At 72.9% G+C, this 21,132-nt stretch carries 21 protein-coding genes and 7 tRNA genes; 14 read left to right on the plus strand and 14 right to left on the minus strand.

The window, feature by feature from the left end:
- Positions 1-4: 4 nt before the first annotated feature.
- Complete coding sequence (locus IF88_RS0100345) at positions 5-499, plus strand: MarR family winged helix-turn-helix transcriptional regulator (RefSeq protein WP_030706221.1); 495 nt, start codon at positions 5-7, stop codon at positions 497-499.
- Between the two features lie 591 nt (positions 500-1,090).
- On the opposite strand, the gene IF88_RS0100350 is transcribed toward IF88_RS0100345, so the two are convergent.
- Positions 1,091-2,281, minus strand: coding sequence for a serine/threonine-protein kinase (locus IF88_RS0100350; protein ID WP_078892643.1), 1,191 nt, complete (start codon positions 2,279-2,281; stop codon positions 1,091-1,093).
- A gap of 551 nt (positions 2,282-2,832) precedes the next feature.
- Between IF88_RS0100350 and IF88_RS0100355 the strand changes: the two genes are divergently transcribed.
- A complete protein-coding gene (locus IF88_RS0100355) occupies positions 2,833-3,018 on the plus strand; it encodes a hypothetical protein (RefSeq protein WP_030706226.1) in 186 nt (61 codons plus the stop codon).
- 211 nt (positions 3,019-3,229) lie between these two features.
- Here IF88_RS0100355 and IF88_RS0100360 read toward each other — a convergent pair.
- The 5 genes from IF88_RS0100360 to IF88_RS0100380 all read right to left on the minus strand — a co-directional run bounded on the left by IF88_RS0100360 (position 3,230) and on the right by IF88_RS0100380 (position 3,703).
- Positions 3,230-3,301, minus strand: a tRNA-Val gene (locus tag IF88_RS0100360).
- Between the two features lie 52 nt (positions 3,302-3,353).
- Positions 3,354-3,425 (minus strand) — tRNA-Val (locus tag IF88_RS0100365).
- Between the two features lie 19 nt (positions 3,426-3,444).
- Positions 3,445-3,516, minus strand: a tRNA-Val gene (locus IF88_RS0100370).
- 1 nt (position 3,517) lies between these two features.
- A tRNA-Cys gene (locus IF88_RS0100375) sits at positions 3,518-3,591 on the minus strand.
- Positions 3,592-3,630: 39 nt separating this feature from the next.
- Positions 3,631-3,703 (minus strand) — tRNA-Gly (locus tag IF88_RS0100380).
- 180 nt (positions 3,704-3,883) lie between these two features.
- Here IF88_RS0100380 and IF88_RS0100385 point away from each other — a divergent pair.
- The 3 genes from IF88_RS0100385 to IF88_RS0100395 are packed head-to-tail and all read left to right on the plus strand — an operon-like array spanning position 3,884 to position 6,670.
- Entirely contained in the window at positions 3,884-4,966 is a 1,083-nt protein-coding gene (locus tag IF88_RS0100385; protein ID WP_037805395.1) for a chorismate-binding protein, read from the plus strand.
- Complete coding sequence (locus IF88_RS0100390) at positions 4,963-5,784, plus strand: aminotransferase class IV (RefSeq protein WP_030706230.1); 822 nt, start codon at positions 4,963-4,965, stop codon at positions 5,782-5,784. Before IF88_RS0100385 ends, IF88_RS0100390 begins: the two co-directional genes overlap by 4 nt.
- A gap of 43 nt (positions 5,785-5,827) precedes the next feature.
- A complete protein-coding gene (locus tag IF88_RS0100395) occupies positions 5,828-6,670 on the plus strand; it encodes a GNAT family N-acetyltransferase (protein WP_030706232.1) in 843 nt (280 codons plus the stop codon).
- 20 nt (positions 6,671-6,690) lie between these two features.
- On the opposite strand, the gene IF88_RS0100400 is transcribed toward IF88_RS0100395, so the two are convergent.
- The gene (locus IF88_RS0100400) at positions 6,691-7,185 is read right to left on the minus strand and encodes a DsbA family protein (RefSeq protein WP_030706234.1); all 495 of its coding nucleotides are present in this window, start codon (positions 7,183-7,185) and stop codon (positions 6,691-6,693) included.
- 176 nt (positions 7,186-7,361) lie between these two features.
- Between IF88_RS0100400 and IF88_RS0100405 the strand changes: the two genes are divergently transcribed.
- Together IF88_RS0100405 and IF88_RS47110 are read left to right on the plus strand one after the other, a co-directional pair.
- Positions 7,362-7,823: a hypothetical protein gene (locus IF88_RS0100405; protein ID WP_030706236.1), complete on the plus strand. Its 462-nt coding sequence runs from the start codon at positions 7,362-7,364 to the stop codon at positions 7,821-7,823.
- 134 nt (positions 7,824-7,957) lie between these two features.
- Entirely contained in the window at positions 7,958-8,131 is a 174-nt protein-coding gene (locus IF88_RS47110; RefSeq protein WP_199808009.1) for a hypothetical protein, read from the plus strand.
- On the opposite strand, the gene IF88_RS0100410 is transcribed toward IF88_RS47110, so the two are convergent.
- Both IF88_RS0100410 and IF88_RS0100415 read right to left on the minus strand, forming a co-directional pair.
- Positions 8,072-8,692 (minus strand): CGNR zinc finger domain-containing protein, encoded by a 621-nt coding sequence (locus IF88_RS0100410; RefSeq protein WP_030706238.1) that lies wholly within the window; start codon positions 8,690-8,692, stop codon positions 8,072-8,074. The two genes, IF88_RS47110 and IF88_RS0100410, sit on opposite strands and share 60 nt — an antisense overlap.
- Before the next feature lie 199 nt (positions 8,693-8,891).
- Positions 8,892-9,305, minus strand: coding sequence for an SsgA family sporulation/cell division regulator (locus tag IF88_RS0100415; protein ID WP_030011909.1), 414 nt, complete (start codon positions 9,303-9,305; stop codon positions 8,892-8,894).
- Positions 9,306-9,482: 177 nt separating this feature from the next.
- On the opposite strand from IF88_RS0100415, the gene IF88_RS0100420 reads away from it, so the two are divergent.
- Together IF88_RS0100420 and IF88_RS0100425 are read left to right on the plus strand one after the other, a co-directional pair.
- Positions 9,483-9,965, plus strand: a complete 483-nt coding sequence (locus IF88_RS0100420; protein ID WP_030706240.1) for a TIGR02611 family protein — start codon at positions 9,483-9,485, stop codon at positions 9,963-9,965.
- Positions 9,966-10,011: 46 nt separating this feature from the next.
- A tRNA-Val gene (locus tag IF88_RS0100425) sits at positions 10,012-10,083 on the plus strand.
- Positions 10,084-10,131: 48 nt separating this feature from the next.
- Here the strand turns inward: IF88_RS0100425 and IF88_RS0100430 are convergent.
- Positions 10,132-12,468, minus strand: a complete 2,337-nt coding sequence (locus tag IF88_RS0100430; RefSeq protein ID WP_030706241.1) for an SCO7613 C-terminal domain-containing membrane protein — start codon at positions 12,466-12,468, stop codon at positions 10,132-10,134.
- 128 nt (positions 12,469-12,596) lie between these two features.
- Here IF88_RS0100430 and IF88_RS0100435 point away from each other — a divergent pair.
- Positions 12,597-12,668: transfer RNA gene (locus tag IF88_RS0100435), tRNA-Val, on the plus strand.
- A gap of 63 nt (positions 12,669-12,731) precedes the next feature.
- On the opposite strand, the gene IF88_RS0100440 is transcribed toward IF88_RS0100435, so the two are convergent.
- Positions 12,732-13,457 (minus strand): 3'-5' exonuclease, encoded by a 726-nt coding sequence (locus IF88_RS0100440; protein ID WP_030706243.1) that lies wholly within the window; start codon positions 13,455-13,457, stop codon positions 12,732-12,734.
- 209 nt (positions 13,458-13,666) lie between these two features.
- Here IF88_RS0100440 and IF88_RS0100445 point away from each other — a divergent pair, with 209 nt between their 5' ends.
- Positions 13,667-14,269 (plus strand): DUF4365 domain-containing protein, encoded by a 603-nt coding sequence (locus IF88_RS0100445; protein WP_030706244.1) that lies wholly within the window; start codon positions 13,667-13,669, stop codon positions 14,267-14,269.
- Positions 14,269-15,510, plus strand: coding sequence for a hypothetical protein (locus IF88_RS0100450; protein ID WP_051836217.1), 1,242 nt, complete (start codon positions 14,269-14,271; stop codon positions 15,508-15,510). Before IF88_RS0100445 ends, IF88_RS0100450 begins: the two co-directional genes overlap by 1 nt.
- A gap of 123 nt (positions 15,511-15,633) precedes the next feature.
- Here the strand turns inward: IF88_RS0100450 and IF88_RS0100455 are convergent, their stop codons facing one another.
- Positions 15,634-16,110: a GNAT family N-acetyltransferase gene (locus tag IF88_RS0100455; protein ID WP_030706251.1), complete on the minus strand. Its 477-nt coding sequence runs from the start codon at positions 16,108-16,110 to the stop codon at positions 15,634-15,636.
- Between the two features lie 190 nt (positions 16,111-16,300).
- On the opposite strand from IF88_RS0100455, the gene thrS reads away from it, so the two are divergent.
- A complete protein-coding gene (gene thrS, locus IF88_RS0100460; RefSeq protein WP_030706252.1) occupies positions 16,301-18,277 on the plus strand; it encodes a threonine--tRNA ligase in 1,977 nt (658 codons plus the stop codon).
- 83 nt (positions 18,278-18,360) lie between these two features.
- Positions 18,361-18,921, plus strand: a complete 561-nt coding sequence (locus IF88_RS0100465) for an HIT family protein (protein WP_030706255.1) — start codon at positions 18,361-18,363, stop codon at positions 18,919-18,921.
- Positions 18,922-18,932: 11 nt separating this feature from the next.
- Here the strand turns inward: IF88_RS0100465 and IF88_RS0100470 are convergent, their stop codons facing one another.
- Both IF88_RS0100470 and IF88_RS0100475 read right to left on the minus strand, forming a co-directional pair.
- Positions 18,933-19,355 carry a DUF1992 domain-containing protein gene (locus IF88_RS0100470; protein WP_030706256.1) on the minus strand — a complete coding sequence of 141 codons (423 nt, stop codon included), beginning with the start codon at positions 19,353-19,355 and terminating at the stop codon, positions 18,933-18,935.
- Between the two features lie 41 nt (positions 19,356-19,396).
- Positions 19,397-21,058 (minus strand): hypothetical protein, encoded by a 1,662-nt coding sequence (locus IF88_RS0100475; RefSeq protein WP_030706258.1) that lies wholly within the window; start codon positions 21,056-21,058, stop codon positions 19,397-19,399.
- Between the last annotated feature and the right edge of the window lie 74 nt (positions 21,059-21,132).

Genomic DNA, 21,132 nt, shown 5'->3' on the forward strand with positions numbered 1-21,132 from the left:
GGACATGCGCAGCGCCGGCACGTCCCCGCCCGAACTTCCGTCCGACGACCCGATCGGGTTGCAGTCCTTCGCCGTGCTCCTGCGCGCGATGAACGCCGAGTTCAACCGGATCGCCCAGGAGTTCGCACACGCCCAGGGCCTGCACCTGACGGACGTGCAGGCGCTGATCGCCGTACTGGACGCCGAACGCGACCAGGCGGCCGGCCCCATGACCCCCGGGCGGCTGAGCACGCACATGAACCTCACCTCGGGTGCGACGACGGCCTGCCTGGACCGGCTGGAGAAGGCCGGCCACATCCGCAGGGTCCGGGCCGCCGACGACCGGCGCGTGGTGCACATCCACTACGCCCAGGCCGGCCGCGAAGCGGCACGCGAGTACTTCCGGCCGCTCGCCCGATGCACCGATGCGGCGCGGGCCCGCTTCAGCCCCGACGAACTGCACACGATCGTCCGGTTCCTGAACGAGATGAACGGCGAGCTCTCACGCGTGCGCCGCTGAGCCCGTGGGGGGCGGGGTGGGACGGCTGCGCCGGGCTTCCCCGGCGGGCTGCGCAGAGTACCGGAGGTCATCGAACGGAGAAGAGATTGGACGCGGTCCAGTTCCCGCTCAGCGCTCGGGTGCGCCGGGCCCGGCGATGGTTCGTGGCCACGAGCGGGGCGGGCGCCGTACTCGCGGGAGCCGCCCTCGCATCCGTGGTGGCCGACGCCCGCGGCTGGGCGCCGGTGCCGCGGGGGCTCCAGGCGGGCCTGGTGCTGGTGACGCTGTTCGTGCTGCCCGTCGCATGGTGGGAGTACGGGCCGTCTGGGCGCTGCGCGGGACGAGCCGAGCTGTTCGCCGCCGCCGGCGCACCGCCGGCGGCGTCCCACCGACCGGCAGGTGCTCGACCACCTGCGCGACGAGCACCCGCCCACCCCGCTGTGGTGGATGCCGGCCGGCCCCGACGGCGGCGGCACCCGCCCGCTCCGACCAGGGCGAACCGTCCGCCGGCCCTCGACCATGGGCGGTGCCGCCAACGCAGCGCCGGCGGACGCCGCATCGGCAGGCCGGAGCAGCACCGGGCCGCAGCCAGTCGGCGCGGCCAGGCACCGCCTAGAGCTTCTGGGCCGCGGCGATGCCCAGCGCCACGATCAGCGTCACCAGGACGAACACGATCAGCCGCTGCCGCATCAGCCGCGGGTCCGGCCGTGACGGGCGCCGTCCGGTCCCCGTCGTCCTGGGCCCCGGACGGCCGCCCGTACGGCCCGAGGTCGGCCGGGAGGACGGGCCGCCGGGGTGGCGCGGATTGCGGGAGGACGAGGGCCGCGAGTGCGGCCCGCCCGGAGATCCGCCCGCGGCCCCGGGCGTGGTGGAGCCGCCCGTACGACGCTCCGTGCGCGACTCCGGGTAGTCCTCGGGGAGCCGGCCCGTCGGCCGCTCGGTCCGGGCCCGCTGCGCCGGGGGGCGGCTCTCCGACAGTCCCTGTGCCTCGCGGGCCGCGATCTCCTTGAGCCGCATCGACAGCTGGAGCGTGCTGGGCCGCTCCTCGGGATCCTTGGCCAGGCAGGCCCGTACGAGGGGTGCCAGCGCGTCCGGGACCCCCTGGAGGTGCGGCTCCTCGTGCACCACGCGGTAGAGCATGACCTCGGAACTGCCGTGCCCGAAGGGCGAGTCGGCGGTCGCCGCGTAGGCGAGGGTGGCGCCGAGGGCGAAGACGTCGGTGGCGGGGGTGACGGCCGCGCCGCGCACCTGCTCGGGCGCGAGGAAGCCGGGGGAGCCGACGGCCGTACCCACATGGGTGAGCGTGCTCGCCCCGGTGGCCCAGGCGATCCCGAAGTCGATGATCCGCGGGCCCTTGGGGGAGAGCAGGATGTTCGAGGGCTTGAGGTCCCGGTGGACGACCCCCGCCTCGTGCACGGCGACCAGCCCCTCGGAGAGCGCGGCGCCGACGGCGGCGATCTGCGCGGCCGTCAGGGGGCCCTCCTCTGCCACCTTGTCGTGCAGTGAGGGTCCGGGCACGTATTGGGTGGCGAACCACGGCCGTTCGGCCTCCAGGTCCGCCGCCACCAGTCGCGCCGTGCAGCCGCCCCGGATCCGCCGGGCGGCGGACACCTCGCGGGCGAACCGCGAGCGGAACTCCTGGTCCTCGGCCAGGTCCGGCCGGATGACCTTGAGCGCGACGCGCTGCCCGCGCCGGTCCGATCCCAGGTAGACCACGCCCATGCCGCCGGCACCGAGCCGCCGGTGCAGTCTGAACGAGCCGACGACACGCGGGTCCTCGCGCCGGAGCCGCATCATCGCCATGTCCACCCCGCTGACCGGTCGTCCTGTTGACGTGGCACAGCTTACGGACCATCCGGCATGCGTGCTCAGAGGCCGCGCCCTCGCCGTGGGATTCGATTGTCAGTGCGGCACAGCACACTTGAGGGAGCATCAGGAGGTCCGGCCAGCAGCGCGGAGCGCGTGCTCCGCGCGCCCAAGCGGCCCTTGGGCCAAGGGGATTGAGGCCCGGGGGTGGGTGCGGGAGCGCCCGGGTGCACCCGTATGCCGCCCACCCGCGAATGGATCTTGCCGAGGGCCGGTGGGCGGACACGCATCAACAGGGAGTGACGGAAGTGAGAGAAGTCACTACCCTCCGGTCATCCCCTCCGGGAAGACCCCGACAGCGGGGGAGCGACCTCCACCCAGGGGAGTACACGGACGAGGCCCCGTCATCCTCCTGGAGGCCCGGCAATGGGTACGAAGGCATGAGGCCAGGGGCCGTCCGCCCGCCTAGTGTTGAAGACAAGCGGCGGGTGGCGCACTCGTCCCCCGAGGTCACAAGCCCGCCGCTGCCAAACGACAGGGAGAGGGCCATGGCGGACATCGCACGGCAGGGACGCAAGGCATTCGCGTTCAACGGCCACGAGTCCGGCACCCGCCACCCACTGGTGGCCGCGGCCATGGTGCTCCCCCTGGCCGCCCTGCTGCTCTTCCTCTTCGGAGGCTTCGATCAGCTGGCGGCACAGGCGTCGTCCGTGGGTCTGATGCCGGGGCGCTGAGCGGCGCCCCGGGCCCGGGAGAGCGGTCCGGGCCGGGACATCGGTCGTCGAACCCCGTGGGGACGGGGGAGCGACGGACGGACGGCAGGTGAAGGGTGCTGCCCGTACGACTGGGGAGTCGGACGGGCAGCACCCTTTTTCATGCCCTGCTCGGAGGGAAAACGGGAACGCGAAAGCCCCGGCCGAAGAAACGGCCGGGGCTTTCGGTCGGTGCGCGATACTGGGATTGAACCAGTGACCTCTTCCGTGTCAGGGAAGCGCTCTCCCGCTGAGCTAATCGCGCGGGAACCACGGCTCGGAAGCCGCAGGTCAGGCATGTGATGCCAGGTACTGCGTGCGCGATACTGGGATTGAACCAGTGACCTCTTCCGTGTCAGGGAAGCGCTCTCCCGCTGAGCTAATCGCGCGGGGATCCTTGCGGACCAGTGGACGATACTGGGATTGAACCAGTGACCTCTTCCGTGTCAGGGAAGCGCTCTCCCGCTGAGCTAATCGTCCTTGGAGGTGGAGACGGGATTTGAACCCGTGTAGACGGCTTTGCAGGCCGTTGCCTCGCCTCTCGGCCACTCCACCATGGAGCTGCAGGGGTTCTCGGGAAGATCCCCCACTTCGAGCGGACGACGAGACTCGAACTCGCGACATCCACCTTGGCAAGGTGGTGCTCTACCAACTGAGCTACGTCCGCAGGTCGCCGTGTTCACTCCGGGGTTTTCCCCCTTCGCTCCCTGGCGACGAGTTGAACTCTAGCGGATTCCCGGGCCAGCTCAAAAACGCGTTTCCGCAGCGTGCTGCCGCTCGATCACCACAGGTCACCCCGCCGTCACCCCACCGGCGCCGCGTCGTCACCGGTCATAGACTCGCAGCCGTGCACGACCTGCCCCCCATGGCCCGCTTCGGCGGCCTCCTCGCGACCGACCTCCGGGACGTCACCAGCGATCCCGCAGCCCTCGACTCCACCGGCTTCTGGGCGGTGGCCGCCGGCTTCGAAGGGCGGCTCGTCTGCGCGCGCTTCGGGGACGTGCGCCCCGACCCGGTCCCCGCGCCGGTCCCGGGCGCCTGGCGCGGCCCCGACGCCGACCAGTGGACCTCCTCGCTCGACCGGACCGCGTACGTCGACGGCGTGCGCCGCATCCGCGAGCACATCGCCGCAGGTGAGGTCTACCAGGCCAACCTCTGCCGCGTGATGTCCGCGCCGCTTCCCCACCCGGACCGCGCCGACGTCGACGCCCTCACGGCGCTCCTCGCCCGCGGCAACCCCGCACCCTTCGCAGGAACGATTCGGCTGGCCGCGCACGGCGTGGAGATCGCCACCGCCTCCCCGGAGCTCTTCCTGCGCCGGACCGGCCGCCGCATCGAGTCCGGACCCATCAAGGGCACCGGCCGCACCGCCGCCGACCTGCTCCCCAAGGACCACGCCGAGAACGTGATGATCGTGGACCTCGTACGCAACGACCTCGGCCGGGTCTGCGCCACGGGCTCCGTCACCGTCCCCGAACTGTGCGCCGTCGAGGAGCACCCCGGCCTGGTCCACCTCGTCTCCACCGTGAGCGGCGAGCTCGCCGACGGCGCCGGCTGGCCCGAGCTGCTCGCCGCCACCTTCCCGCCCGGCTCCGTCACCGGCGCGCCCAAGTCCTCCGCCCTGCGGATCATCGAGGCCCTGGAGACCGCCCCGCGCGGTCCCTACTGCGGAGGCATCGGCTGGGTCGACGCAGACCGGGGCACCGCCGAGCTCGCCGTCGGCATCCGCACCTTCTGGATCGACCGCGAGACCCCCGGCGGCCCCAGCCTGCTCTTCGGCACCGGCGCCGGCATCACCTGGGGCTCCGACCCCGACCGCGAGTGGGCGGAGACCGAACTGAAGGCCGCCCGGCTGCTGCGGGTCGCGGCGGGCCACGAGACCACCGGCACCCAGGGGGCGAACGGAACGATCGGAAGGACCGCACCATGAGAATCTGGCTCGACGGAGCGCTGAAGGACGTCGGCAGCGCGCACGTGTCCGTCCTCGACCACGGGCTGACCGTCGGCGACGGCGTCTTCGAGACGCTGAAGGCGGAGCGCGGCCGGGCCTTCGCCCTCACCCGCCACCTGGAACGGCTCACCCGCTCCGCCCGGGGACTCGGCCTGCCCGACCCCGACCTCGACGAGGTGCGCCGGGCCTGCGCCGCCGTACTGGAGGCCAACCCGGTGGAGCAGGGACGGCTGCGCCTCACCTACACCGGCGGGGTCGCCCCGCTCGGCTCCGACCGCGGCGACGCCGGCCCCACCCTGATCGCCGCCGTCGCGCCGTCCGTCCGCCGCCCGGACGCCACCGCCGTCGTCACCGTCCCCTGGGTGCGCAACGAGCGCTCCGCCGTGGCCGGCCTGAAGACCACCTCGTACGCCGAGAACGTGGTCGCGCTCGCCGCCGCGCACCGGGCCGGGGCCTCCGAGGCCCTCCTCGCCAACACGGTCGGCCGGCTCTGCGAGGGCACCGGCTCCAACGTCTTCGTCGTCATCGACGGGGAACTGCACACCCCGCCCCTGAGCTCCGGCTGCCTGGCGGGCATCACCCGGGCCCTCATCGTCGACTGGGCCGGTGCCAAGGAGACCGACCTGCCGTTCGAGGCACTGGAACAGGCCGAGGAGGTCTTCGTGACCTCCTCCCTGCGCGACGCCCAGGCGGTCGTCCGGATCGACGGCCGCGAGCTGGGGACGGGCCCCGGGCCGGTCACGGCCGAGGTGATGCGGATCTTCGAGGTGAAGGCCGGATCGGACATCGATCCGTGAACCCTGGTGACGCGGGGCCGCGGGGCAGGTAGAACTCGAAGTGATGACCACCACCCTGCGGCCCGCGCAGCCGCTCCAGCAGAACAGTGACGGCACCCGCTCGCGGACCTACGAGGTGCGGGTCAACAGCCGCCACGTGGGCACCCTCGAACTGGCCACCAGGTCGGCCGCCCAGCCAGGGACCGGCGTGATCCGGGACCTGTGGATCGACGAACCGGACCGCCGGCGCGGGCGCGGCACGGTCGCCGTGCTCGCCGCCGAGGAGGTGCTGCGCTCCTGGCGCTGCACCGGCATCGCCGTGTCGGTGCCCGCCGACGCCGGGCCGGCGCTGCGGATGGCCACCGCCCTCGGCTACCGGGAGACCGGCCGGGTCATGGTCAAGGAGCTGCCGGCCGCACCGCCCGCGCTCCCGGCGGGAAGCACGGGCCGCCCGATGACCCGGGCCGAGTTCGACGCCTGGCTGGAGGTGGAGATCGTGGAGTACGGCCCCCGCCTCGTCTCCCCGGGCATGACCGAGGAGCAGGGCGTGGCCGCGTCCCGCGCCGAACACGCCCGGATGCTGCCGGCCGGGCGGGAGACCCCCGGCACGGCCTTCCACGTGGTGGAGGGCCCGCAGGGCGAGATCCTGGGCAGCGTGTGGGTGGGGGAGCGCGAACTGTCCGGCCTCGGCACCGTCCCCTACGTCTACGACGTCCGGGTCGAGCCCGGACACCGCGGCCGGGGGCACGGCCGGACCCTCATGCTGCTGGCCGAGCACAGCGCACTGGCCGCCGGCGCCCGGCACCTGGGGCTGTACGTGGTCGAGGGCAACACCCCGGCCCGGCGGCTCTACGAGTCGCTCGGCTACCGGGACACCACCGTGAACGCCGTCAAAGAGCTGCTCTAGGCGCTCAGCGGCTAAGCGGCTCAAGAGCCGAGCAGGCGGTCGGCGATCTCCTCGATGCGGGCGAGCAGGCCGTCCTGGCTCTTGCCGCCGTCGAGGCGCTCGCCGTCGATCACGTACGTCGGGGTGCCGCTCACGCCGATCGCCTTGCCCTCGGCCTGGTCGGCGTCGACGATCAGGATGTGCCGGCCGTCGATCAGCGCGGTGTCGAACTCCTCGACATCCAGGCCCAGTTCGCGCGCCACGTCCAGCAGCACCGGCTCGCCGCGCTCGGCCAGCTCGGCGGTGCGCGCCAGGACGGCCTCCGCGTAGGGCCAGCCCTGCCCCTGCTCGACGGCCTCCTCGGCCGCCTGCGCCGCGGCGAAGGCGTGCTTGTGCTTCTCCAGGGGGAAGTGGCGCAGCCGGATGTCCAGCCGGTCGCCGTAGCGGGCCCGCAGGGCGCGTACGTCGTCCAGGGCGCGGTGACAGTCCGGGCACTGCAGTTCGCACCAGACGTCGAGGATCACGGAATCGGTCATACGGACAGTCTCCCAGCCCCGGCCCCGCCCACCGACCGGGACCTGGGGAGGAGGCGCGACCCGGAGATGTCCCGGAGATCCGTCCGGGGTCGGCCGTGGACCTGGCCGCCGTGGTGACGGGCGGTGCAGGATGGATAGGGACAGATCGCCTTGCCGCCGACAGTCCGGAGGACCGCATGCTTGCCGAGACCATTTGCTCCGCGGTGTCCGCGGCGGGCCTGGGCATCGCCGCGCTGACCGCCTACCGCAAGCGCTTCCTGGCCGCCGCGCGGATCACCGCGTACGCACTCGTCCCCATAGGCCTGGTCCTGACTGGCGTCGTGGAGTGGCTGACCGGCATCGTCTTCAATCCGACCGTATGGATCGGCTTCGGGCTGCTGGCGCTGTCCTGGGCGCTCTTCGCCACCACGCGGGCCGTCGAGCGCCGCCGCATCGGCACGTCCGGTGAGCCCGCGAAGAAGAAGGTCAAGGGGGGCCGGGCCCCGGAGGCCGTGGCCCCGGCCGCCTCCGCGCCTTCCCTCGGCGCGGCCGGAACCGGCGCGCAGCGCGAGCCCGCGCCGGGCCGCAAGCCGGCCGACACTGCTCCCGCGGACGACTTCTCCGACATCGAGGCCATCCTCAAGAAGCACGGCATCTGACCCGCGTCTGCCCCGCCGGGCTCGGCCCGGACAGCCGCACCGGGCGCCCGGTCCACGAGATCGGGCGAACTGCCGCACGGTTGTTGGCGTGTTGAGGGGCGCACGGCCGTTCGCTGCGCCATCATCGCCCCGACATGCTCGAGACATCGCAGAGTGAGCCCTCGGTGCCCGTGCCGGTACCCGCCCCCGTCGCGGAGGAGCCGCGAGGCTGCCTCTTCGCGCTCTCCCAGCCGCCCCTGATGATCTTCCTAGCGGTGATCGGCATCCTTCTGCTGCTCGCCGCCGTGCACGACCTCTTCATGCTCTGACAGCCCCGCGTCGGCCTCCTTGCGCCGGGCCCGGTACGCCGCGACGTGCAGCCGGTTCCCGCAGGTCCGGCTGTCGCAGTAGCGCCGGGAGCGGTTGCGCGACAGGTCCACGAAGGCGCGCCGGCAGTCCGGGGCCTCGCAGCGGCGCAGCCGTTCGTGCTCGCCGGAGACCACGATGAAGGCCAAGGCCATGCCGCCGTCGGCCGCCAGGTGGTCGTCCACCGACGCGCCCGGCGCGAAGTAGTGGACGTGCCAGTCGTAGCCGTCGTGGTCGGTCAGCTGCGGGGTGGTGCCCGCGGTGGCCACGAGCTCGTTGACGAGTGCGGCGGCCGCACGCGGGTTCGGCGCGGCGAAGACCTGGGCGAACTTGGCGCGCACGGTCCGTACGCCGGCCAGGTCGCGGGCGCCGAGCTCACCGACGTCACTGATCGCGTACTCCTGGACGAAGGCGCGCAGCGCGCCGACGTCCGAGAGTCCGTCGGGCTGGTCGGTCTCGGCCGCGGTGTTCACCAGCGCGACGACGACGTCGAGCGCGCGACGGGTGTCGTGGGGGATCTGCACGGGGTCTCCCTAGGGGGCCGGGCCTGCGGCGACGGGAGGCGCCGCCGCTGCCGCCCGACTCTAGCGGGTCCCCCGACAGCACACCGGCGCCGTCCTCGCGGGTGGATCCCGCGGGAACAGCGCCGGCACTGCCGTATGTGGTTGTCCGACCCGCACCGTCGCCCCGAGTCGGACGGTGTCGAGCGGCTGTAGGCCTGGCTCAGCTTTCGGCCAGGATGTGGGAGAGCTCCTTGTCGAGGTCGAAGTGCCGGTGCTCGGTCCCGGGTGGAACCGCGGCGTCCGTCCGCTTGAGGAACGACTCGAGTGCTCGGGCGGGTGCTTCGAGCAGTGCTTCTCCCTCCGGTGAGCTCAGGGCGATGCAGACGACGCCCTGACCGTGGCTGCGGGACGGCCAGACGCGGACGTCGCCGGTACCGGTGGGCCGGTGGAGGCCCTCAGCGAGGAGGTCGCGGGCGAATACCCATTCGACCGTCTCCTCGGCGCCGGTGTGGAAGGTGGCGTGCACGGCGTAGGGGTCGGCCGTGTCATACCGCAGGCCCGCGGGAACAGGCAGTGAGGACTCGCTCGACACAACGAGGCGCAGGTGCAGCTCGCAGCTGACCGTGGTGTTCATAAGCGCCAGGGCCTTTCGCTCAGTGTGCGCTCGGGGATTCGCACGTCGGCGAAATCGACATGCCACCTACGGTGCCGTTGTAAACCCCTCTGACCGTTTTGCGGACCTCTGGGTCCCTCGAACGGCGGATCCAAACCACCATTCACGTGTGCTTCCGGCTCCGGTAGATTCGACCCCATGAATACGGGGAGTGACCGCGGAGCCAACGAGTCCGCCGCCGACGAATCCGCCGTGCCCGCCACGGAAGCCACCGAGGGCGCGGAAGGCGCGGCCGAGACGCCCGAGACGCCGCACGTATCGAAGGCGCCCGCCTTCATCAAGGCCCGCAGGGGCCTGCACCTCAGCTGGCAGGTCGGCGTCTTCGTCGTCGGCCTCGCCGTGATCGGCGCCGGTGTGGCCATGCTCGTCCTGCCCGGCCCCGGCTGGGTCGCGATCTTCGCGGGCCTGGCGATCTGGGCCACCGAGTTCGCCTGGGCCCACCTCGTGCTTCGCTGGACCAAGCGCAAGGTCACCGAGGCCGCGCAGAAGGCGCTCGACCCGAAGGTCCGCCGCCGCAACATCATCCTGACCAGCGTGGGCCTCGTCATCGCGGGCGCGCTGATCGGCTTCTACCTGTGGAAGTACGGGCTCGTCCTGCCCTGGAACCTCAAGGACCAGTGATGGTCAGGGAGCACCGCTGACATGCGGTAATGTTTGCGGTGCGTCCGGGCGATTAGCTCAGTGGGAGAGCACTTCGTTCACACCGAAGGGGTCACTGGTTCGAACCCAGTATCGCCCACCCGGACCAGAGGCCCGGAGACTTTTCACAGTCTCCGGGCCTCTGGCGTTACCGCAGCCGTCCGATCGCGTCCCGCAGCCGCCGGGCGTCCCGCAGCCGCTTCTCGTACGTCGCTCCCACCGCCAGCAGCAGCAGGCCCGCCAGGGCCGGCGGCACCCAGCGCGGCAGCGCCCCCGCGACCTGCACCACGTACGGGGCCAGCTCGTGCACCGCGACCACCGCCAGCACCGCACCGCCCAGCAGCAGCGGGGCCTGCAGCCGCCGCCAGGCCCCGATCAGGGTCAGCGTCAGCGCGGCCAGCCCCAGCAGCAGCGGACGCACCCAGTCCTGGTCGTCCAGGGCCGCCAGCAGGCTCGGCAGCAGGGTCGCCGCCAGACCCGGGCCGTAGGCCGTCCACGACGACGCCCCCGCGTCCCTGCGGCGCCGCAGGAAGCCCACCACCAGGGCCGGTACCGTCACCGGCAGGGTGTAGGCCTCCGGCGTCGTGACCCCGGCGTCGGCCAGCCGGACCCAGGTGGCCGCCACGAACAGCGCCCCCGCCGCCCAGCCCACCGCACGCCGCTCCGGACGCACCGCGGCCCCCGCGCAGACCACCCCGGCCAGGGCCAGGACCAGCGCGAGCGTCCCCGTCCGCCCGGCCGACAGGGCCACCGCCAGGGCGCCCGCCACGGCCGCCGCGCTCTCCACGGGCACCCGTACGGCGCCCAGCCGCGGCCCGAGCGCCGCCGCCAGCGCCGGGACCGCGAGCACCGGCAGCGCCCACCAGACCACCGCCAGGTCCGTCACCGCGGCCGCCGCCACCAGCACTCCGGTGGCGTACCCGACGGCGCACACCGCGGCCCCGGCGCGCACCCGGCGCGGAGCGGGCCCGTACGCCGCTCCCACGGCGCAGGCCGCGCCCAGCAGCCCCCACACCGCGAACGTCGCCGCCCGGCCGTCCAGCGCGCCCACGGACACGTTCGCGGCGCCGACCAGCGCGCAGACGGCCGCCGCGATCCCGGCGCCGCGCACGGGGGAGCGCAGGGCGAGCGCCCCGGCCGCGCCCGTGACCGCCAGCTGGGCGGCGAACACCGCCGCCGCCGGGAAGCCGAGCAGCACCGGGGCCGTGAACAGCCCGGCCCAGGCCAGGACGACCGCAACCACCCCGGGCTCCGGCCGCGCCAGCACCCGGGACAGCCACCAGGCCGCGCCCGCCGCCGTCAGCAGGACCAGCACACCCGCAGCGCCGGGCGCGTACGCCGTCGGGGTCGGAGCGGTCACCGCCCAGACTTCCTCCAGCACCCGGAGCCGCGCCAGCAGGGTCGGAACCACCGCGGCGCCGGCCGACAGCGCCGCCAGGGCCGTCACCGCGACCCCGGCCCGCGCCAGGCCGCGCCGTACTGCCGCCGGCAGCACGCAGACGCGTACCGCCGTCAGCAGCGGAAGCGCCACCAGCAGGTGCACCAGGACCACCCACGCACCGTCGCCGACCGAATCCGTCAGGCCCGGCCGGGCCAGTCCGCCCAGCGACACCACCGCCGCCAGACCGCCCACCAGCGCGGCGACCCAGGCGCGCGGCTCCCGCCAGGCCGCCGCGATGCCCAGGGCCGCTCCCGCCAGCAGCAGCGCCGCCGGAGCCAGGGCCTGCCCGGCCGACCCCGCCGACCACGACTCGGCCACCCCGATCAGCAGCGCCACCGCGGTCAGTGCGGCCGCCGGGGCAGCCGCCGCACGGACCCGCAGGGCGAGTGCCGCGTCCAGCGCCGCTGTCGCCAGCAGCGCCCAGCCGAGCTCCAGCGGGCCCGCCTGCGCGGCCAGCGCCGCCAGCGGCAGCGGGAACTGCGCCGCCAGCACCGCCGCCGGCAGCGGGAGCCGCAGCTTCCGCAGGGCCGAGCCGTACCCGGCCCACACCGCCGCCAGCACCGCGGCCGCCCCCGCCGCGTACCCGAAGCCGTTCGCGTCCGGCATGCCGACCGCGTACAGCGCGTACGCGTCCAGCACCGTCAGCAGCAGCCCCACCGCGGCGACCGACTCCGCCGTCGACCCCAGCCCCCGGCGCAGCAGCGCCACGGGCGCGAGCAGCGCCGCCGCCGTCACCGCGGCCAGCACCGCCGAACGCCCGGCGATCCCCATCGACCCCCAGCTGACCAGCGTGAAGGCCAGCGCGGCCACGGCCAGCAGCACGGCGCCCAGGGTGAGCAGCACGTTCTGCGCGCTCGGGGCCGAGGTCTCCTTCGGCGGTCCGGCGGGCACCGGCCCCCAGCCGGCGGGAGCGGGTCCGGACTGCCGGAGGATGCGCAGCAGCCAGTCCCGGCGGGCCAGCAAATGGACCCGCCGGGCATCGAGTTGTGCCAGCTCACGGTCGATGAGCGCCAGCTCTTCGGCCGGCGGCAGAGGGGTGTTCATACCGGGAGTGTGGCGCCGGTCACGCCGTCAGGACATGGGCGTGCGTACTCAGATCCGCACTGAGTACGCACAGGGAGGGAAGCGGTTTGAACCAGCCGCGAGCCTTCTGTATTGTTCAGTGCGTTCCCGGGCGATTAGCTCAGCGGGAGAGCACTTCGTTCACACCGAAGGGGTCACTGGTTCGATCCCAGTATCGCCCACCGGGACAGGCCGGTCCGTCGCAAGACGGACCGGCCTTCCGCATGTACGGGGCCGTGCGCGCCCTACGCCGCCGTCGACAGGTCCGGCCGCAGCGGCCAATGCGGATCGACAGGCTCCGGCGTCCCCTGCCGCGCGAACCACGCCTGCAGGCCCCGCGCCTGCGCCGCGTGCCAGACCGCCTGCAGCGTGTGCAGCTCCGCCGGCGACAGCCGCTCCAGCCGGGCCGCGAACCGGCGCCCCACCGCCCGCACGAGCTCCAGCGAGGCCATCGCGTCCGCCGCCGCGTCGTGCGCGCCCTCCAGCTCGATCCCGTAGTGCGCGCACAGGTCCGTCAGCGTCCGCCGCCCCTTGCGGTAGCGGTCCAGGTGCTTGTCCAGCACCCGCGGATCCAGCACCGTCAACGGCCGGTCGTCCAGGTACCGGGCCAGCGAGGAGGCCCGGTGCCGGCGCAACTCCCGGTCCAGCAGCGTCAGATCGAACGGCGCGTTCATCACCACCACCGGCCGGCCGGCCACCTGCTGTTCCCCGAGCGCCCGCGCTATCTCCTCCACCACCGGCGCCGGCCAGCGTCCGTGACGCTGCAGGTGCTCGTCGGTGAGCCCGTGCACTTCCGTCGCCCCCGGGGGCACCGGAACGCCGGGATTGACCAGCCAGCGAGTGGTGCGGACCCGGCCCCCCGCACACTCCTGCACGATGAGCGCGGCGGACACGATCCGGTCCTGCTCGACGTCCACCCCGGTGGTCTCCGTGTCGAATGCGGCCAGCGGGCCCTCGTACCAGCGTGTCATGGCGAACTCCTCGTCCCCGGTCGGCAGATGGGGCGCACTCGGATCACGCCACACCTTCGCCCGCATCGGTGATACCCGGGCTGTTTGCCCCGTACGCCGTTTGCGGTGACCCGGGTGCGGCAACAACACCCTTGGGGGGCCGTACACATGACCGGTCGTCACCCCACCCACCACCCACGGCAGAGCCCGGAAGGCATGGGGAGCCGGCCATGGCGCTCGCGCAGCCCGAACCGGGCGGGGTGCTGGCGGGGCAGATCGATCCGCGCACCGGAACACCGGACGACGCGCGGACCGGACCGCTGCGCGGCACACTCGCCACCACCGCCTGCATGGAAACCCTTCAGGTGGGATACCTGCACGCCGTCGCCGCCGCGGCCGGCTGCTCGCTCTCCCAGCCCTTTCCGGACAACGGCATCGACTGGCACGTCAGCCACGGCGCCCCCGAGCACGTCGTCGACGACGAGGTCACCATCAAGGTGCAGTTGAAGGCGACCTACCAGGTACCGCCCCGGCCGGCCGGGCCCACCTTCGCCTTCACCCTCGACAACGAGCACCTGGTGAAACTGGCCCGCACCCCGGTCGCCGTCCACAAGATCCTCGTCGTGATGCTCGTCCCGCGGGAGCGCGACCAGTGGCTCGCCGCCGGGCACGACCGGCTCGACCTGCGGCACTGCTGCTACTGGACCAATCTCGCCGGACACCCGGTGACCGGCCGGCGCCGGACCACCGTACGGATCCCGACCACGCGGATCTTCGACGACCGGGCGCTCTGCGAGATCATGACCCGGGTCGGGTCGGGAGGGACACCCTGATGCACTGGCACTCGCCGAACCTGGAACCGCTGCCGTCCCCGGACTACGGCGGGTTCGCGGACTCCGCGCACCCCGCCGCCCCCGATCCCGCACAGGTCGATCCGGCCGTGCTCGGCGCGCTGCTGCACCGGCACGGCTGGCTGCGCCGGGGCGGGGCCGCCGGACGCTACGGCCGCTGGACCCCGCCCGCCACGCATCCGACGGCCCGCGCCGCCACCAGCCTGCTCGTCCCCGAGAGCCGCAGCTTCCCCGACTGCGCCGACCTGCTCGAAGAGGCGATCACCGCGCTCACCCGCAGCGGCCTGCCCTCCGCGAGGGAGGTGCTCTACGGGCTGAGCGTGCCCAGCGACGAGGTCCGCTGGGACCGGGAGATACCGCAGGGGGCGTACGGACTCCAGGGCGAGGCCGCGTGGACGGTGCAGGAGCAGCTGCGCTCGGCCGCCCGGCAGCTGCTGCTCGCCGGAGCCCTGGCCGAACGGGCCCGCGCCGGGTACTACGGGGCCCGGCACCGGACCCAGGCCGAACGGGCCCTGGACGGGGTGCTGGTGGGCCCGCACCCGGGCGGCCGGCGGCTGACCGCGTACGTGCCGGTCGACGGCGGCCGGGGCACCGTGACCCGGCTCCACCACGCCCTGCACGCGGCCCGCGAGGCCGTGGACTACCAGCGGGCCACCGGCGGCATGGAGGCCTTCGACGCCGCCGTGCGGGCCGGGGTCAGCCGGGAACTCGCCGAGGCGCTGATCGCGCTGGTCCGGGGCACGGAAGGAGCCCGGATCGCCCTGGCCTGGGCGCCGGCGGCGGGGGTCCCGGCGGGCTGCGCGGCCCGGCCGGAGCCGGTGGAGTTCTCCCCGGGCGACCTGCCGGTGCTGCGGGACGCGGCGGCGCGGTACACCCGGGACGAGCCGGCCGTCCAGGTCCGCATCGCGGGGGCGGTGGTCCGGATGCGGCGCTCGGCCCCGGGGGGCGGGGGCACGGTCCGGCTGCGGGTCCTCGCGGGGGCGGAGGTCCCGTACGTGCGCGTCGCGCTGGACGAGGAGGCGTACCGGGTGGCGGGGCACGCGCACCTGGTGGGCCTGCCGATCCGCGTGGGCGGGCGGCTGCAGCGGCGGGGTGGCTTCCGTCGGCTGACGGACGCGACGGGGGTGGCGCCGGTACCGCTGGACGAGGTCGAGCGGGACCGGCTGATGAAGTCGCTGGACGGAGCGTTCGATCCTGCGGATGTGCTCGCGGCCGACGAATAGGCGCGGCGCCGCCGCCGGGGCTCCGCCCCGGACCCCGCGTTCAAACTCCCCCAGACTCCGTCCGAGGGGACCCCCAGGCGGGGCTGGATGCCGCGGCGGAGCCGGATGGTGCGGCGGAGAGGGTCAGGCAGGGGTGAGACGGAACGAGGCCATGATCAAGTCTTGGGCGGGGGAGAAGTCGGGGCCTCGGGTGAAGCCCAGGTGTTCGTAGAGGGAGACCGCGGGGGTGTTGGCGGCGCCCGTGGTGACCTTGACCGGGCGGCCCGGGAAGAGGTCGGTCAGGGCGTGGCGGAGGAGCAGGGAGGCGACGCCCCGGCGGAACCAGGCCGGGGACACGCAGACACGGTCGATGGAGACGTCCCCACCCGGCTCTTCCTCCCAGGCAAGGAAGCCGGCGAGCTCCCCGCCCCCGTCGGTGACGGCGCCGATCCAGTCCAGCTCCTGCGCGCGCATCTGCGCGAGGCTCTCGCTCAGCGCAGGGATGCCGTCGAAGCCGATCAGCTCCGCCTCCACCGCGTAGGCCGCCCGCCCGATCCGGTGCACGGCCTCCGCGGTGGCGTCGTCGGTCAGGTCCAGTCGGTGGATCCGTGGGCTCGGCATGCCGCCCAGGCTACTTCGGGAGGGGCGCCGCCCCACGACCCGCCTGGTGCCGGGCCGGTCCGGGCCGGGGAAGGCCCGAGCCACCCCGGGCCGGCCCGCGCGGTAACCGTTTAGCGGCGCGGCCACTCCGCTCGGTACGATTCACGCGCGCAGTGTTCGCTCGCGCACCCCCAGAGTTCAGGAGAGACCGGTGTCAGACGTCCGTGTGATCATCCAACGCGATTCCGAGCGGGACGAGCGCGTGGTGGCCACGGGCACTACGGCGGCCGAGCTCTTCGCCGGCGAGCGCACCATCGTCGCCGCGCGCATCGCGGGTGAGCTGAAGGACCTCGCGTACGAGGTGAAGGACGGCGAGACCGTCGAGCCGGTGGAGATCTCCTCCGAGGACGGCCTCAACATCCTGCGCCACTCGACCGCGCACGTCATGGCGCAGGCCGTGCAGGAGCTCTTCCCCGAGGCCAAGCTGGGCATCGGCCCGCCCGTCCGGGACGGCTTCTACTACGACTTCGACGTGGCCCGGCCCTTCACCCCGGAGGACCTGAAGGCCGTCGAGAAGAAGATGCAGGAGATCCAGAAGCGCGGCCAGCGCTTCTCCCGCCGCGTCGTCACCGACGAGGCGGCCCGCGAGGAGCTCGCCGACGAGCCGTACAAGCTGGAGCTCATCGGCATCAAGGGCTCCGCGTCGACCGACGACGGCGCGAACGTCGAGGTGGGCGGCGGCGAGCTGACCATCTACGACAACCTGGACGCGAAGACCGGAGAGCTGTGCTGGAAGGACCTCTGCCGCGGTCCCCACCTGCCCACCACCCGCAACATCCCGGCCTTCAAGCTCATGCGCAACGCCGCCGCCTACTGGCGCGGCAGCGAGAAGAACCCGATGCTCCAGCGCATCTACGGCACCGCGTGGCCGTCGAAGGAGGAGCTGAAGGCCCACCTCGACTTCCTCGCCGAGGCCGAGAAGCGCGACCACCGCAAGCTCGGCAACGAGCTGGACCTCTTCTCCATCCCGGACGAGATCGGCTCCGGCCTCGCCGTCTTCCACCCGCGCGGCGGCATCATCCGCCGGACCATGGAGGACTACTCGCGCCGCCGGCACGAGGAGGAGGGCTACGAGTTCGTCTACTCCCCGCACGCCACCAAGGGCGCCCTCTTCGAGAAGAGCGGGCACCTGGACTGGTACGCGGAGGGCATGTACCCCCCCATGCAGCTCGACGGTGGTACCGACTACTACCTCAAGCCCATGAACTGCCCGATGCACAACCTGATCTTCGACGCGCGCGGCCGCTCCTACCGCGAACTGCCGCTGCGTCTGTTCGAGTTCGGCACCGTGTACCGGTACGAGAAGTCCGGCGTGGTGCACGGCCTGACCCGCGCCCGCGGCTTCACCCAGGACGACGCGCACATCTACTGCACCCGTGAGCAGATGGCGGAGGAGCTCGACCGCACGCTCACCTTCGTGCTGAACCTGCTGCGCGACTACGGTCTGACCGACTTCTACCTGGAGCTGTCGACCAAGGACCCGGAGAAGTTCGTCGGCTCGGACGAGGTCTGGGAGGAGGCCACCGCGGTCCTCCAGCAGGTGGCCGAGAAGCAGGGCCTGCCCCTCACCCCCGACCCGGGCGGCGCGGCCTTCTACGGCCCGAAGATCTCCGTGCAGGCGCGCGACGCCATCGGCCGCACCTGGCAGATGTCGACCGTGCAGCTGGACTTCAACCTGCCGGAGCGCTTCAACCTGGAGTACACCGCCCCGGACGGCTCCCGCCAGCGCCCGGTCATGATCCACCGCGCTCTGTTCGGCTCGATCGAGCGGTTCTTCGCCGTGCTGCTGGAGCACTACGCGGGCGCCATGCCGCCGTGGCTGGCCCCGGTCCAGGCGGTCGGCATCCCGATCGGCGACGGGCACGTCGAGTACCTGCAGGAGTTCGCCGCGGCGGCGAAGAAGCAGGGGCTGCGGGTCGAGGTGGACGCCTCCTCCGACCGCATGCAGAAGAAGATCCGCAACCACCAGAAGCTCAAGGTCCCCTTCATGATCATCGTCGGTGACGAGGACATGGCGGCGGGCACGGTCTCCTTCCGCTACCGCGACGGTTCGCAGGAGAACGGCATCGCCAAGGACGAGGCCCTGGCCAAGCTGGCCAAGGTCGTCGCCGACCGCGTCCAGGTCTGATCCGCGCGCCGGTCCCCGTCAGGAAGGCCCCCGGGAAGTGATCACTTCCCGGGGGCCTTCCTCGTACGCGAAGGCAAGGTCATATGCTTGCCGCCATGACGATTGAGCCGGAGCAGCAGATCGGTGTGGGCACGCAGGACGCGTTCCAGCGTCTGTGGACGCCCCACCGGATGGCCTACATCCAGGGGGAGAACAAGCCGACCGGCCCGGAGGCCGGGGACGGCTGTCCCTTCTGCGGGATTCCGGAGATGTCCGACCAGGACGGCCTGGTCGTGGCCCGTGGCAGGCACGTCTACGCCGTGCTGAACCTCTACCCGTACAACGGCGGACACCTCATGGTCGTCCCGTACCGGCACGTCGCCGACTACACCGAGCTCGACGCCCTCGAGACGGCCGAACTCGCGGACCTCACGAAGCGGGCGATGGTCGCGCTGCGCAAGGCCTCGGGTGCGCACGGTTTCAACATCGGCATGAACCAGGGCACCGCCGCCGGGGCCGGCATCGCCGCCCACCTGCACCAGCACATCGTGCCCCGCTGGGGCGGGGACACGAACTTCATGCCGGTCGTCGGCCACACCAAGGTGCTCCCGCAACTGCTCGCCGACACCCGCCAGATGCTCGCCGACGCCTGGCCCGTCGACTGATCGGCGACTGATCAGTCGGTCGGCCGGTCCCCGCAGCTCGCGCGGCCCTCGCGCCACGTCCGCAGTACGGCCTCGACGTCGAATTCGGTCAGGCCCAGGGGTGGTCCCGGCGGGGGCCTGCGCAGGGCGGCGCGGATCTTCTCGTTGACCGCCGTGAGGACGTCCCGTACCTGACGCTCGGAGCGGGCCGCGAGGGCGGCCTCCCGGGCGTCCTCCGCCTCCTTGCGCAGCGCGAGCGCCGGAGGCAGGACGGCGAACCCCTCGCGGTGCAGCTTGTCCTTGATCCACCACAGCTCGTCGTACGGCGCGTCGAGGGAGGCCAGCGGCTTGCCGTAGCCGGGCAGGTTCTCGAATTCGCCCCGCTCGGCGGCCTGTCTGATCTGCCGGTCCACGAAGGACTCGAAGTTGACGCCAGGCGGTTTGCGCTCGGTCATGGTCCCTCCTGCGGGTAGCCCTCCGCCTGGCCCCAGGCTACCTACGCGTCGTAGACGTCGGCCTTGCGCGGCGCCGGCTCCTGGATGAGGCCGCTCATGATCGAGGAGCGGTTGGTGAAGCGGTCGGTGTCGACGCCGTTCTCCTCCAGCACCTTGAAGGTGGCGGCGTGGATCGAGCGCAGGACCGGAGCCACCGTGCGCAGGGCGTCGTCGGCCATGAACCGGTGGCGCCACATCGAGCTCGCCCAGACGTGCCGCAGGCCGAAGGGCTCGGGCAGGACCAGCTTGCCGCCAAGGAAGTCCAGGACCGGCGGGTGCCAGGTCAGCGGGGCCCGCACGGCCAGCCGTACCACCTCCTGGGCGTCCACCAGCGGCAGCGGGCGCTCCACGGTCTCCCAGAAGCGGATGCTCTTGGGCACCTCCACCACCGGGGCCGCGGGCTTCGTCGTGAACAGGCCGTGTACGGGTCCCAGGGCGTGCGCGGTGACGTCCACGCGCAGGGTCTTGTAGAGCACGGTGACCGTGACCAGCATGTTGATGACCAGCTGGCCGTCCCAGAGCGGGTACTGGATGCCCAGGTAGTGCCGGTTGCCGGCGCTGAACTGCTGCTCGTTGCAGATCCGGGTGATCTCGTGCGGCTTGATGAGGAAGGCGTCGACGTTCTCGCCGGTGGGGCGGGCCACCTCGCCGGCGCCCTCGCCGATCGGGGTGACGATCCAGTGCTGGATCGCGGCGGGCGGGAAGCCGCCGGTGTGCAGGGGGCCCCGCTCCAGCTTCCGCAGCTGGGCGTCGATCCCGCGTATGACGTCCCAGCTGCGGAAGGGGTGGATCTCCATCCCCTCGCTCTTGGGGGCGAGCTCCTCGGCCATCTGCCAGCTGCCCCAGCGGGTGCCCATGCCGAGGATGCCCTTGGGGCCCGCGTAGAAGACCTGGTTGCTGCGGTCCTCGGCGGTGAGCTTGGCGAGCTGGCGGCGCAGGTCCTCGCGGGCCTTCTCGTCGGGGTTGCCCGGCACGGCCTCGGGGATCTTGGCGCCGATCCCGTCGCCGGAGAGCAGCCCGTCCCAGCGGGCGCGCAGGTCCCGGGCGGTGGCCTCGCAGGTCCGGCGGGCGAGCAGCCAGCCCAGCGCCGGAGCGATGATCATGCCGCGTGCGTAGAGCCCGAGGAAGCCGGTGAGCGGCAGCCTGAACATCAGGACGGCGACCACGACGCCCACGCCGACCAGGAGGGCGGTGCCGATCCAGGAGCCGCGCCCCTTGCCGGCCAGGCTCTTGCGGAGCTGGAACAGGCCCAGCCACAGCAGCAGCCCGGGCAGGAACAGCACACCGCAGACCAGCGTGATCAGCCGGAGCCGGCGGTCGCGCTCCTTGCGGATGCGGGAGGCGGCCAGGCAGTGCTCCACCACCGTCTGCGGATCGGCGCCGAAGGACTGGATCAGCGGCTTGCGGCCCGGGCCGAGGGTGCGGGCCTCGACGGCTCGGCAGAAGGCCTCGCCGAGGCTGGGCTCGAAGAGGGAGATCTTCGGGGGCTTGACCGTGGCCGGGTGGAGCTCGCTGTTCGCGGTGAGTATCTTCTCCAGCTTGCTGTCCTTGCCGCCGTCGCGGTACGCGGCCGAGGCGAGGGCGTTGGTCGCCGCCGTCTGCCCACCGCCACCCTGGAGAGGAATCTGCGCTCCGGGCCTGAAGTCGAATCCGTCGTCCGCCACCGCTGCCCCCATCGCTGTGCGTTCGTGCTCTTTTGGTGCGCCGATGAGCCTATCGGCGGATCTCGCCCCATGGT

The sequence above is a fragment of the Streptomyces sp. NRRL F-2580 genome (assembly GCF_000720115.1).
In the GTDB taxonomy this organism is placed as follows: domain Bacteria; phylum Actinomycetota; class Actinomycetes; order Streptomycetales; family Streptomycetaceae; genus Streptomyces.